We start from the raw sequence: 13420 nt of genomic DNA on the forward strand, positions 1-13420 counted from the left end.
TTGGTGCTTCGCACCAGCTATTATGTCTTTTGCCCTGTCAGCGGCGAAGGAAAGTAGGCAAAAGACGCCGCGCCTGCAGGGCCGCCTATTCCCGCGGCAGTCGGCCGCTCGTGAACTCGCCCAGCTGGATGAAAAAAGATTAGCGGACTCAAACAGCGCGAGCACCATTCCTCCTGCCTCAGGGCGGCGCTGATGATGACGAAAAAACAAAGTCGGTGGCTGACTTATGCCCAGCGTTGGGCCGGACTGGAGGGTGAGCAAGGGCGAATTGTCACTTCGTTTAGTCAGGGCAAGGTAGTGGTGCTTCGCACCATCCATTATATCAATTGCCCTGTGCCGGCCGACCCGGCCGTCAGGCACAGGGCGGTCCGGCAACGAGGCGAACGGCCGAGCCCGGAAGGAGGGCCGCCGCGGCAGAGCCGCGGAACGCCCAACGCAATTCGGTTTAAAAATATGATCAATGATATCCCGCCAGCGCCATTACTTCTTTTTCAATTTCATAGTACCGCTTTTCGGCCATTTTTACGGATTCTACTTTCTCCTTTTCCAACTTTCTGCGTTTAAGAACTTCTTTGAACCTTTCTTTAAGAGAAACCAACCTGTTCTTGAACCGCGCATCGGCATAAGCCACTATTTTATTCTCAACGGTTTTGGGAAGCAATGATTGGTCCGGCTTTCCGCGAATCACCGAAATTTCGTACATACTTCCATGCATCACAATTTCTGCTATTTCTTCAAGACCTTCCTGCTTCAATAGGGTGATCGAATTTATTTCATGATCCCCTTGCATGCTTCTTCCGATATCGTGAAGTAAAGCGGCGATGCGGACTTTTTCGGGATTAATAGCAAGTGATGGGTGCTTTTTATGGATTTTTGCGGCGAGATTAAAGGCGAATTGCGCCACGCCTTTGGAATGACGCATGTGTGATTCGTCAAGGTCGTATTTCTTAAACAGCGAAAGGGCCTGTTTTACGGTGATCATAATTACGTCGGATGAACTGGTTGATTGGAAAAATGAAAGAGGGAGCCGCCTTCAGCTCCCTCTTTTATTATCGGATGTTGTAAAATCAGAAAAACCTGGGCCAAAGTTTTAGCGGCGATTTCTTTGGAACCGTCGGTCTGACGGACCTTTTGAGCAAAGCGGTTTTGGCATTGGCAATAATGAAGTCCGAAAACCAGGTTGGGACATCATTCGGGCATGACTTCGGCTTGGCATAATAAGTGCCGGTAGCATGTGCGGAATTGGAGCTCGAAAAGGTTTCGTCGCCCTGCGCGTTCCAGGTGACGGTGACGGTCTCGCCCGAGGTTTTTCCTTTCAATTGTACCGAGGAGGCGCTCAGCTTGACAACGGTGATATTATAGCTGCAGGTGTCCATGCCGTAGCTGCCGGCCGAACAGCTGGTCCATGATTTCACATATTCGTCCGCCCAATCAATGCTGGAAGACATTGTTCCGGTGATTTGATTGTTGGAGAAGGTATATTGCATGGAAACCTGGCCCGATGAAAGCGCACTGTTGAAATCAACATTCTGTGAATCAAGATATCGCTTTATGCTGTCGGGCGCTGTGCCGGATGAAACGGCATAACCCTCGGAGGCAAGTTTCCATGTGCCCTCAAGTCCGCTTCCCATGCCGACCCGATTGAAGGTGGCAACCATATCAACGGTATACGCTGAACCCGACATATAAGGGTCCCATTGAGAAAGCGTCATGGTGTTATTCACAATGGAATAGACGTCTCCGGTTTCGCCCGATGTTCCGGCAGAATCAATTTGGACCTCAAGACTGTCGCCTAGGCAGTATGTCGATGTGTCGGCCTGCGAGTTCATGGTGACATACAAGGAATCTCCGGACACGCGGTAGGTGCCGGTCATGGTCATGGCCTGGCTCGGCGCGGGGCCCACGCCGTTGCTGGTCCCGCTGCAGAACAGAAAGATCGTTCCGACAATGACAAGCGCAATAATCAACACGAGAAGTTTTTTCATCATCACTCCTTTAAAAAGGTGCAGAGTCCGGTTGACCGGTAGGACTCATTAAGTATACATTTGCGGCGACGGAATTACTTGAAAAATTCGTGGTACAGGGCCACGACTGCCTTTTGCTCATCCGATGCGTCAATGCCGAAAATCATGCTGATCTCGGAGCTGCCCTGGTTGCACAGCTTGATGTTGACGCCCGCCTTTGACAATGCGGAAGCCGCCTGCGCCAGCACGCCGATCTTGTGCAGCAGTCCTTCGCCCACCACGGCCACGAGCGCGATGCCGAACTCCACCTTGATGTCCTCGGGCTTCAGGTCGTCGTGGATGGTGCGGATGATGTTGTTGACGTCCTCGGGCTTGAGCTGGCTCTGGTCGAGGATGACCGAGATGTTGTCGACGCCCGACGGGCAGTGCTCGTAGGAAAGCCCCATGTCCTCGAAGATGGCAAGCAGTCTCCGTGTGAACCCCTTTTCGCGGTTCATGAGGAATTTCTGTAATGTAAAGCTGCAGTAACCGCCGCCGCTTGCTATGCCGGTCACGTCGCGCTGGCTGGGCAGGCGCTCCGACACGATGAGCGTCCCGTCGTTTTTGAGGTTGAAGGTGTTCCGGAGGCGGATCGGGATTTTCTTCCGCATCACGGGCCGCACCGCCTCCTCGTGCAGCACGTTGAACCCGATATACGAGAGCTCGCGCATCTCCTTGTAGGTGAGCGCCGGGATCTGCGAGGCCTTTTCGATGGTGCCCGGGTTGGCAGAGAAGATGCCGTCCACGTCGGTAAAGTTCTCGTATTCTATTGCGTCAATCGCCTCGGCGAGGATGGAGCCGGTGAGGTCGGAGCCGCCGCGCGAAAACGTGGCCACGTCGCCGGCGCGCGTCACCCCGAAAAAGCCGGGAAAGACCACGATCTGCTCGGAGCAGATTTTCTTGAGCCCCGCGAGCTTGAACGCGATGTCGTCGATGGGCTGCGCGTCGCCGAACACGGGCGTCACCACGAGGCCCGCCTCCTTGGGCGAGACATAGGTGGCCTTCCGGCCCAGGTGCTTGAGGTATTCGGCGAACAGCCGCGCGTTCACGTCCTCGCCCGCGGCCACCACGAGGTCGCGGAACTTGCCCGGGTGCTCCTTGCGGCCCGCGACGCGCTCGTCGAAGTCGTCGAGCGCGGCCTCGATGATCTCCTTCTTGACGCCGAGCGGGCCGTAGATGTCGCGGAAGCGGGTCTTGACGTCCCGGATCTCGTCGCCGCAGTCCTGTTTCGCAAGCGCCTTCTGCACCGCCTTGATGAGAAGGTCGGTGACCTTGACCGCGACGCCCTTTGCCTTTCCGGGCGCCGACACCACGACGCAGCGCCGGTTTTCCTTGAGCTCCAGTATTTTCGCGATCTGCTGTAGGGTGTCCTTGGTGGCGACCGAAGTGCCGCCGAACTTGCAAACGATGAATTCCATGAAACGTGCTCCTCTGGTTAAGATGCCGGCGCCGCGCGGGCCGTTTTTTCCTGCCTGCGGCGGTATGCCGTGGGCGCCTGCGACGCGTAATGCTTGAAGGCGCGCGTGAACGAGTTCGCGTTGGGATAGCCGATGGCCGACGCGATGTCCGAAATAGAAAGCTTGTTTTCCTCAAGAAGGTATTTCGCGTGCTCCATGCGGACGCCCACGAGGTATTTGTAAAGGGTCATGCCGGTTTCCCTGAAAAAGATCACGTTGAGGTAATTGACGTCGACCCCGCACTCGGCGGCCAGCGCGGCCTGGCGGTGAAGCGTCGCGTAATTGTTCTTCATGAAGTTCTTGGCCTTTGCCACGAGGCTTTTCTGCTTGTTTTTGGGGAACTGGCTTTCCTCTATGACAAGGATGCCCTTTTTGAAGAGCACCACGAGGATCTCGATGATGCGCGACACCGACGCGAGCCCGAGCATTTCGTTGCGGCCCGCGATCACGCGGATGCAGTCGAACACTAGGTTTTCAAAATAGAGACGCTCGTCGCCGTCCAGCACGATCTTGCCCTCCACCGCCGAGTTCCAGTAACATTTCGCCTGATGCGAGGGCAGCAGGGAGAATTCCATCAAAAAGCATTCGAACGGCCCTTTCTGATGCAGGTAGGTGTGCCGCTCGCCGCGATCCATGACGCCGAGCAGGCCGGGCCGGGTGTTGCCGAAACTGCTGCGCGTGGCGTTCTGGAGGATTCCTGTCCCGTCAATCTGGTACCACAGCCGGTAACAGTCCTGCTGGAACCGGAGCATGTCGCCGGGCCCGCCCGGCTTCATCCCGAGGTTCCGCAGGTAGTCGAGCCGCCTGATTTCTATCTTGACGCGCGGGAGGTCGATCACGGCGCCGTCCGGCATCCACGACGAGAGGTTTTCGAACGTTTCGAAACCGGGAAACCGCGGATGGGGCACGATGGCCGAGGCCCTGATCTCGGAAAGTATCTCGTGGCGCGTCTGAAGCATGGATCAAAAAATACATTTTCACATGCGAATGGAAAAGAATTGGGGGGAGTCGATATGATAATTTGATATGGATAGTCTCGTAAGCAACCAACTTACCATCAAATTAGAGCAGAATTTTAAGAAATCCAATTAAAGCAAGGACGAGCAGTATGGCGGCGACGACGGCAACCCAGGAAACCTTTGTCTTTTTTTTACCGGGGGAGGAGGGGAATTCATTCTCGACCAGCTCGTCGTAGTCAACATCGTCGCCGAGGTCTATTCCGTCAAGATAGGTCCTGTCGTTCCATCCGGTGCGCTCGTCCGACCCGCAGTGCGGGCACGCTGCCGCGCCTTTTCTCACCTCGCCGCCGCAGTTGGGGCACAGGAAGGTCTGGTTGGTTTTCATAATGCCTTTTAATCAGTAATTATATTTGTTATCGAAAAAAAGTTATTTATACCGTAGAGGATATTTTTCCAGGCTTTCCAAGGAGGCCAGTTCAAGATCGACATCCATTTGAGGCCAGTGAAGATGGGTTGCGTGCAGCAGACTGACATCAAGGACCGCGCTCACTTTTGCTTCCCTGAACCAGGGGAAATCCACAAAAGAAAGGAAATATTCGTGCGCTTTCGCAATAAGCCAGACGCCATGGGAGGTGACATCCGTGATTTCAACGGCTGAAATGCTTTTTCCAACTGTTTTTGATTTCATTAAGCCGTTCCTCAACGAGTTTTTGAAGCCGGTTCAATTGTTTCGTGGACAGCCCGTGATTTTCCGCAAGTGACGGTATCGGCTCGAGCCAGAACTTTGCCTCACCTTCCGCAATAAATATGGACACGCGTCCTGTTTTCTTCACGGGAGAAGAAGTAAAAACGGTATTTTCCCTCGTAAAAAACCGTCGGGCTCATAACCAAAGCTCCCTGAGGACAAAATACTATATTGCCGAAACAGGTTGGAAAAGCGGCAAACGACTCAATAAAACGGTTACATCCCGACAGAATCAAAACAGCTTCACCGACAGCTTTATCGCCCGCATTACGCTGATAAAAAGCGAGACGTCGAACAAAATGAAAAACCCGAAGGCGATGCAGGCCGACACCACAAACCAGGTGAACTTCCGGCCGTTGAAAAAGAGGGGAGCGATGTCGGCCATTTTCAGGTCGATCTTTTTAAGGATCGAGGCGATGCGGTCCGCATGATTGATGATTGCGTAGGCGGCAAAGGCGAGCATGGCGATGAGCCAGAGTGGCCATAATATGATGATTGCATCCATGGATTTACTTCTCCTTGTTTCTCATTTTTCCTCGTCGACCGCTTGCAGCGCGGCAAAGTTTTATAATGACTAGCAAAATAGGTCTTTTTCTAAGCCAGCGTCAAATCCCCGCGTCAACGGGTCCGCGGCTTTTGTGCCATATCCCTGCCCGCCTGGGCTCGATGACGCGGAACTAAAATGCACATTTCCCTGATGTATTTTGGAGAAATCTTGTTTTATCCGCGAGCCGATCATGCGGTCGCGCTCGCGGAAGGAAATACCATGCCGGCATGCTGCAGGGCATGCAAGCAGGCGCCCTTGGCAAAGCGGCACTGGGCGCTTCCAAACAAGTTCGGCATCAGCCCGGTCTTGCTGAGGTTCAATGTTGAGCAGTACCTGCGGTTGATGTACGGAAGACTGGTGTTGCGCATGAGCACAGTATCGTTTTCGTAACGTCTGCCGATACAGGGCCCAACCGAAAATGTTCGGTCGCCAGCATCCGATCTCCTGCGCATTGTATATTTAACCCGTTCTCCCTGTTGAAGAATAACCGATCCGCCGTGACGTCCCGCTGAGAAAGGCCTTCTGGAGGAAAACCAACGCCGTTTGCAGGCGCTCAGCCTATGAATATCTTGTTCATATCAACGCTTTTTCTTTTTCGAGAAACCAGGTTCGGCGGTTCAAAGCGCCTCTATGCCATTGCGAAGGAGCTTTCCAAAAAACATGACGTCCATGTCCTCTGCCTTGACGGCTGCAACGAAATAGGAAATAAAAACAACTATCCCGTTGAATTCGAGCATTTTCTCTATGTTCCCGAGGACAGGCCGCGGCGGCTCCATGAACGGCATCTTCCGATCAATCATATACCGTATCTGATCGGCCGTCACGAATCCGGCATTTCCTTGTTTGTAAATGCGGCCGCCTTTGATGCGGTCTTTCTCGCATTTCCCTATGCACTGTCGTTCCTCGATATTCTGCCCGAAGCGGCTCGCGGCAAGGTGACCTACCTTGAAGACGATCTGTATCTGGAAAAACTCCGGATGGAAGCGGAAGTCCTTTCAAATCCGGTACGGCGTTTTTGGAAACGCTTCAGATACCGGCAGCTCCTCGACTATTACGGCAAGCGGCTCCATCACATTAAACATTTCATAGGAATATCCCGCGAGGAAATCGAGATATTCCGCCGTTATTTTCCCTGGGTAGATGCGAAGGTCATCACCTATGGCGTCGATCCGCTCGAATTTCAATTCCTGCCTCCGCCCCAAGACAGAAGCACCGTAGGCTTTCTCGGCAATTACCGCCATACGCCGAACCGCGATGGAATGGAGTGGTTCCTTCGCCGGTGCCTTCAGCCGCTCGCAAATAAAAATCCCGCGATCAAGTTCTGCTGGGCTGGCCCCAATATTCCTGAATCCCTCCGTAAGGAGTTTGGCGCGGTTCCGTCGTTAATTTGGCGGGACGATGTTGCCGATGTCAGGGATTTCTATTCCTCGATCTCCGTCTTTGTCAATCCAATCGTTTCCGGACGTGGTCTGCGCACCAAGCTTATCGAAGCGGCGGCCCTGGGCAGGCCCATTGTCTCGACGCGGCTGGGCGCCGAAGGCCTTGACGACTTGAAGATTGAACGCGCCGACGATCCTGATACGATCGCGGCAGCATGCACGGAGCTGGTCAACAACGCCGACTATTATCATGAGACGGCACGCCATAATAAGAAAATCGTCAGTGAAAAATATACCGCCGCGGAAATTGCCCGGCAAGTTGAGGAAGTGCTTTTTTCCTGACGTTGATGAAGGCCCGATTCATGAAGCATGTTTTTTTTGATACGACGTTCCTTCACTACGGCGACGACCTGCGCGGCATACCGCAGGTGATCCTCCAGCTTGTGCGTCTGTTCCGCGACGATAAACGGTTTAGGGAAATCCGCTTCATCGCCACCCGAAAGGTGTTCAAGAAGAGACTGGCGCCGCTTGGGATTGCGCCTGAACGCGTCGCCATTGTCAAGCCGCCGCCCCTGTTCCTGAACACGCTGCGATTCCACGGCGCCTTTGCCGCGTGGCGCTATCGGAAACTGCTGCCGAACGCCTCTTTCATCATTCATCCCGAACACCGGACGGTCATCGGGGGGCACCTACCGCAGGCGGTCATCTTCTATGATTTCATTTATCTCGAGGAAGAACGGATCGAGAGGAAGAAACCGACGGTACGGTCGCTGGGACGTTCCTTGTATCTCGTTTACCTCATGAGAAAATTCTCCATTGCGTCTAGGGTTTCCCATAAAATTACCATCAGCGAATACACCAGATCGGAATTACTGCGGCGTTTTCCCTCCTGCGCCCCGGCGTCGGTGACCGCGCTGTGCATCGGTTTCCGGAACAGTTTGTACGAGGGGCCTCGGCTTGCCAAGGGCGATTTGAAAAAGGGAATTCAGTATCTTTACGTCGGGGGTATATTGGAGTCCAGGAAAAATGTCAGGGCCTTGCTCCAGAACTTCGGCTCGTTTCCCCAGCCCGGGGAAACCAGACTCCACCTGGCCGGAGGGGTATTGGCAAACGGCGTAAACAATAAAACCATGCTTACAAAGAAGTTGCGGGAACTCGGGCTTGAAAACAGGGTGGTGATCCACGGTCTGGTGGACGACGTGAAGCTCCGGTCACTTTATCAACAGGCGCATTTTTTCCTTTTCCCCAGCCTCATGGAAGGGTTCGGCCTGCCGCTGATAGAGGCAATGGCAAATGGGACTGTCGCATGCGCTTTCAGGAATTCAAGCATACCCGAAGTCGCGGGGGAGTGCGCGATCCTGAGAGAGAATAATGATTTTGCAGGATGGACGGATGAAATTCAGAAGATGATCAGCAGGCCGGGCAGCTACGATGAATTAAGCAAGAGATCGGTTGAGTGCGCCATGCAGTTTTCGGAAGAGAAAATGTTTAAAAGGTATGGGGACTATTTTGAATCCGTTCTGTTCGCCAAAAGTGGGCTGCTCTCGAGGAGGACATGATCAAACAGCCGTCATTCACGACTTTGATGGTGGATCATATTCCTGAAACGGGTGCTTGTGGAATAATGCAAACTCGCGTTCCCTTACCTTGAATTTAGCAGTCAGCCTTTTTCGCTCCGCGCCAAATTGTAATATTCCCGACAAAGCCTTCATCCTCGATGCAAGATAATCCCGAAATCTCTGTCTCCCGGCGCAACATTGCAGAAGGGCCCACATCTCCCTTTTAATCAAAGGTAAAATATTCTTGAAAATAACCCTCACGGGAAAGAATTTGTACATAAACCAGTATCGATTTCTCTCCGACAAGTAAAAGCTCAACCCGTCCTGCTTGTTAAACGTGTGGCCATGGCGATGGTAGACAACCGCCGACGGCAGGTACAGACATTTCCATCCGTCAAGGAACGCCCGCAGGCACAGGTCTGATTCTTCGTGATAGGCAAAATACCTTTCGTCGAATGTTCCTATCTCGTCAAGGCATTTCTTGCGGTATATTGCAGAGGCGCCGTTGGCAAGAAGCACAAGACCGCAGTGATGATACGGGGCAAGACCGGAATAGAGCCGGCTGGTGCCGGCATGAAAGGGCGCGAAGTTCGGGGGGATGATGCCGAACAGGGCATCAACGATTTCCCTGTGCCAGAAGTCCATCTGCCGGCAGGAGACGATGCCGATTTCTTTGTCGGATTCGAATGCGGCGACTGGGGCGTTGAGCCATTGGGGTTCAACGATAATATCGTTATTGATTGTTGCAAGATACGCTCCCTTGGCTTTTTCGAAGCCAAGGTTGTTTCCGCCGGCATAGCCGAGATTTTTTTCAGATTTAACCAGGGATATTCCGGAAAGCGTCGACAGAATCCTGCAGGAATTATCTGCTGAGGCATTGTCGACGACAATAATTTCGTAATTCGGGTAGACGGTCTTTTGCAGCGAAGCGACACATTCTTCTATAATATCCTCGCCGTTGTAATTGAGCACCACCAGTGATACCAGGGGATATTCTTTTTGAGCTTCTTGCCGATTCACTGCCATAGCGTCTTGCATGCGGACGTCTGGGTAAACTTTCTTCTGCCATTAAGATACGCTACGGAAGATGCCTCCGCCTATAATTTTAACGGTAATTATGATGACGGCTCCATGCAGGGGAGGCAATGGGTACATTGGGTCATCATTTGACAGTGATGACCTTAAAGGGCTATATTAAAACGCCGGCGTTAATAAATCTATCAAACGAGGATCGGCCATGGACCGCGTAAAAACAGTCTTGCTGGTTTATATCGGCTCGGAGCAGGGATCATGGGGAAACATCGCGTTTCCTAAGCCGTGGCATTACTACATCATGCCGGGCGTCCGCTACTGCGCAGCGGCGCTTGAGAGCGATTCCGAAATAGCGGGCTCGTGCGCCGTCGAATGCCGTTACTTCAACCGCACCGTGCAGGACATCGGCGCCATCACGGCGCAATTGCTTGACAAAAAATATGACCTGATCGGCTTCTCTTCGTACTGCTGGAACATCACCGACGTTTGCCTGCTCGCCGGCCGCGTCAAGCAGCGTCATTCTGATACAATCATCATGATGGGTGGGCCGGAAGTTTTCATGCGCGACCAGGGCGAAGCCGATGCGTTTTTTCACGGTAATTCCTTTGCGGATTGCCTGGTGTTCGGCGAGGCCGAGAAGAAAATATCCCTTCTTGTCAAGGCACTGTTCGGCAGGCGGGAGCTGTTTCCGCAGGCAAGGGGATTCGCGCTTGCGCCGCGCCTGGGCGGGGCCTCCGATTTCACCATGACCTACGCGGCAGCGCCGTCCGAGGTCCCGGCCATCATCCCTTTTGCCATCGAGGTGCCCCGCACCAGGGACTGCGGGCTTGCCATGGTCTATGAGACCGGCCGCGGCTGCCCTTACCGCTGCATCTACTGCCAGTTCGGCCACCGCAATACCAAGCCTTTCCGGCTTGACATAACGCGAGTGCGCGCGGAGCTTTGCTGGCTGCTGGAAAAGGAGATCGATTGCATCCATTTCGCCGACGCGGTCTTTGACCTCGACCCGGACTATACAAAGGAAGTACTGCGCCTGCTGGTCGAGAAAAACCGGCGCACGTCGCTTTTTTTCTACTGCTCGTTCAACAAGCTTGACGAGGAGCTTGCGCAGCTTTTCAAAGCGTCCCAATGCCAGATCGGCGTCGGCATACAGTCGACCAACACCGAAGTGCTCAAGATAATAAAGCGCACGCTGAGCCCGCAGCTATTTGAACGTAATGCTGAATTGCTTGAGCGGCATCGTCTCAATTTCTACACCGACCTCATCTTCGGCCTTCCGAACGATGATCCCGCATCCTATGAACGTTCGTTTGACCAGGCGCTCGGCCTGGATCCCTCATTTGTCATGACCTTTCCGCTCACGCTTATCAAGGGGACGCCGCTGGCCGACAATGCCGCGTCGTACGGCATACGGCGGTTCGCCTCTGATAAAATCGCGGAGCTCGGGCTCATGTGCGGCATCCAGTATGACAACATGGGCCTGTTTCGCGCGTTTTCGTTGCAAGATCTTGCGGCGTTCGACGACGTCGCTCTTGCCCTTTTCTATTTTTACAACCGTTTTCCCCATTGCTTGTCCTATCTGCGCCGCAGGTGCGTAAAAGGGAGAGCGTTCGGCCTCTACCGCTCAATCGGGAGCGAAACAAAGGAATTTCTCCGCCGTATCGGCCGCACCGCGTCAAACACCGATCTTATTGAGGGATTTCAGGACGAAATTCAAACCATTTTCCTTCAGATTCTGGAGAAGGAATCGGCCGGCGAAAGGGAGACCTCGGGTTTTAAAGAACTTTTTAAATTGGACATTTACCGGATTCTGATCATCAACTCCTCGCAGCGAGAAAAAATATTCCGCGCATCGTTCCCTCTGAAAAGCCGTTGCATTGACCTCGCAGCAGGCATCGGCGATGCGCCCGTCAAAGCGATTCGTTCCACGCACGGAAAGGTATTCACGCTTTCATACCGGCTCAAAGACCTCCTGCGGCTCCATGAGAAAAGGGAAGCACTCGAAGCGGCGCCGGAGGCCGTGTACATCCACGCGCCGTTCGGCCATTGGAACGCCTCGGTTGCATCGGTCAACGAACTCAAACGTTTCCTTGTGGAATTCATTCCGGCCGACCGCGGCCTGCGGCTGCAATCAATCATTAAGGCGGCGCTACGGCATTTTTCGTCCCATGCTTCCGCGAAGCAGGTGGATGATAACGCGATTCGTTTGACGCTCACAAATATGGCGTGTGAAGAGGTAGTGCTGGTTTACAAAGAGGATTGAACTCGTGGTTTTATCGCTGTAAAGGTGGATTTTTTCCTCTTCACTGAGCGCGTCAAATTGACCCTTTCCGGATCGGACGGGGGACATTTACAAATACGGCGGAGAACTTTTGCCGCGCGTTAGGCAGGACGGAGGCCGCGCTGGGCGTCCCCCGCCGCGCGGGAGCCCTCGCCCTGGTCGTCGAGTAGCCGCTTTTAAGCGGCGTATTGAGACGCAGGCATACAGGGGCCGCGGCAGCCCGCCCGTCTCATTCTGTAAAGCCTGATTTTCTACTCGATATTGCCGATCATGCTAAATATGGGTAGATACATGGCGATGAGCATGCCGCCCACCACAATGCCCACAATGACAATCATGATAGGCTCGATGATGGCGGTGAGCGATTCAACCGCGGCGTCCACTTCCTCGGTGTAGAATTCCGAAATTCTGGTGAGCATGCCGGACAGATCTCCTGTTTTTTCTCCCACCGCGATCATTTGAATGACCATGGGTGGGAAAAGCCCCACGTCTTTAAGCGGATCGGCAATGGTCATACCGCCGGAGATCCGTTCGAATACCCTCATCAGCCCCTTCTCCAGGACCTTGTTGCCGGCGGTTTTGGCCGTAATAGACATGGCGTCAAGAATCGTGACGCCGCTCGTAAGTAGGGTCGCGAGCGTCTGCGAGAACCTGCTGACCGCAGTCTTGCGTTGAAGCTCGCCGATGACAGGCGCGCGAAGGAGGAGAAAATCTATGTTATATCTGCCGATCGGATTCCGGTAATATAGCGTGAATGAAACAATAAAAATAATGATGCCCGGAATAATGAAAACGATATTGTGCGTTATGGCATCCGATATTCCCATGACGATCCGCGTCGGAAGCGGCAGCACTGCGCCCATGTCCTTGAACATCTGCGCAAACATCGGAATCACGAACGTGAGCATGACCGCGGAAAGTCCGAAGATGATGAAAATGATGATGACCGGGTAGGTGAGCGCGCTTTTAATTTTGCGCACAAGACGGTCGCCTTTTTCCAGATATTCGGCGATGCGGTTGAGCACGCCGTCAAGGTTTCCCGACGCCTCGCCGGCCGCCACCATGTTGCAATACAGGGAATTGAAGACGCCGGAATGCTTGGAGAGCGCATCCGCCAGCGAGCTTCCCACCTGGATATCCGCGGAGACCTGCTGAACTTTCTGTGAGAAGTTCTTGTTCGCTATCTGTCCCACGAGGATGTCGAGGCACTGGACAAGGGGGAGTCCGGCGGAAGTCATGGCTGCAAGCTGCCGGGTGAACCTGCTGACCTCCTGGGATTTGACGCCGCTTCCCAAAAACGCCAGCGGGTTCAAGGACACCTGCTTCACCTTGATGGATATGGCGCGGATTTTTTTCTTTCTCAGCTGGGTGATGACTTCGTTCTTGTTGCCGGCAAGGAGTTCGCCCTTGGTCTGCTTGCCGTTCGCGCCGACGCCAATATATTCGAATCGAGGCATA

General features: G+C 53.7%; 13 protein-coding genes. 4 read left to right on the top strand and 9 right to left on the bottom strand.

Annotation, left to right across the window (positions count from 1 at the left end):
* Nucleotides 1-457 precede the first annotated feature (457 nt).
* The 7 genes from VLX68_16235 to VLX68_16265 all read right to left on the bottom strand — a co-directional run bounded on the left by VLX68_16235 (nt 458) and on the right by VLX68_16265 (nt 5669).
* On the bottom strand, nt 458-982 hold the full coding sequence (locus VLX68_16235; protein ID HUI93792.1) for an HD domain-containing protein: 525 nt from the start codon (nt 980-982) through the stop codon (nt 458-460).
* Between the two features lie 85 nt (nt 983-1067).
* Nucleotides 1068-1988 carry a hypothetical protein gene (locus tag VLX68_16240; GenBank protein ID HUI93793.1) on the bottom strand — a complete coding sequence of 307 codons (921 nt, stop codon included), beginning with the start codon at nt 1986-1988 and terminating at the stop codon, nt 1068-1070.
* A 71-nt stretch (nt 1989-2059) separates the two neighbouring features.
* Nucleotides 2060-3421 (bottom strand): aspartate kinase, encoded by a 1362-nt coding sequence (locus VLX68_16245; protein HUI93794.1) that lies wholly within the window; start codon nt 3419-3421, stop codon nt 2060-2062.
* 17 nt (nt 3422-3438) lie between these two features.
* Nucleotides 3439-4419: an AraC family transcriptional regulator gene (locus tag VLX68_16250; protein ID HUI93795.1), complete on the bottom strand. Its 981-nt coding sequence runs from the start codon at nt 4417-4419 to the stop codon at nt 3439-3441.
* Nucleotides 4420-4522: 103 nt separating this feature from the next.
* Nucleotides 4523-4804: a hypothetical protein gene (locus VLX68_16255; GenBank protein ID HUI93796.1), complete on the bottom strand. Its 282-nt coding sequence runs from the start codon at nt 4802-4804 to the stop codon at nt 4523-4525.
* A gap of 42 nt (nt 4805-4846) precedes the next feature.
* A complete protein-coding gene (locus VLX68_16260; GenBank protein HUI93797.1) occupies nt 4847-5107 on the bottom strand; it encodes a DUF2442 domain-containing protein in 261 nt (86 codons plus the stop codon).
* A 289-nt stretch (nt 5108-5396) separates the two neighbouring features.
* Nucleotides 5397-5669: a hypothetical protein gene (locus VLX68_16265; GenBank protein ID HUI93798.1), complete on the bottom strand. Its 273-nt coding sequence runs from the start codon at nt 5667-5669 to the stop codon at nt 5397-5399.
* Between the two features lie 261 nt (nt 5670-5930).
* Here VLX68_16265 and VLX68_16270 point away from each other — a divergent pair, with 261 nt between their 5' ends.
* The 3 genes from VLX68_16270 (at nt 5931) to VLX68_16280 (ending at nt 8649) form a co-directional block, all read left to right on the top strand.
* A complete protein-coding gene (locus VLX68_16270) occupies nt 5931-6101 on the top strand; it encodes a hypothetical protein (GenBank protein ID HUI93799.1) in 171 nt (56 codons plus the stop codon).
* Between the two features lie 170 nt (nt 6102-6271).
* The gene (locus tag VLX68_16275) at nt 6272-7432 is read left to right on the top strand and encodes a glycosyltransferase family 4 protein (protein HUI93800.1); all 1161 of its coding nucleotides are present in this window, start codon (nt 6272-6274) and stop codon (nt 7430-7432) included.
* 20 nt (nt 7433-7452) lie between these two features.
* A complete protein-coding gene (locus VLX68_16280; protein HUI93801.1) occupies nt 7453-8649 on the top strand; it encodes a glycosyltransferase family 1 protein in 1197 nt (398 codons plus the stop codon).
* Nucleotides 8650-8664: 15 nt separating this feature from the next.
* Here the strand turns inward: VLX68_16280 and VLX68_16285 are convergent, their stop codons facing one another.
* Nucleotides 8665-9669 (bottom strand): glycosyltransferase family 2 protein, encoded by a 1005-nt coding sequence (locus tag VLX68_16285; GenBank protein HUI93802.1) that lies wholly within the window; start codon nt 9667-9669, stop codon nt 8665-8667.
* 217 nt (nt 9670-9886) lie between these two features.
* On the opposite strand from VLX68_16285, the gene VLX68_16290 reads away from it, so the two are divergent.
* On the top strand, nt 9887-11944 hold the full coding sequence (locus VLX68_16290; GenBank protein ID HUI93803.1) for a B12-binding domain-containing radical SAM protein: 2058 nt from the start codon (nt 9887-9889) through the stop codon (nt 11942-11944).
* A gap of 269 nt (nt 11945-12213) precedes the next feature.
* Here VLX68_16290 and VLX68_16295 read toward each other — a convergent pair whose 3' ends face one another.
* Nucleotides 12214-13419, bottom strand: a complete 1206-nt coding sequence (locus VLX68_16295; protein ID HUI93804.1) for a type II secretion system F family protein — start codon at nt 13417-13419, stop codon at nt 12214-12216.
* Nucleotide 13420: the final 1 nt, after the last annotated feature.

Source organism: Chitinivibrionales bacterium (assembly GCA_035516255.1).
Lineage (GTDB): Bacteria > Fibrobacterota > Chitinivibrionia > Chitinivibrionales > FEN-1185 > FEN-1185.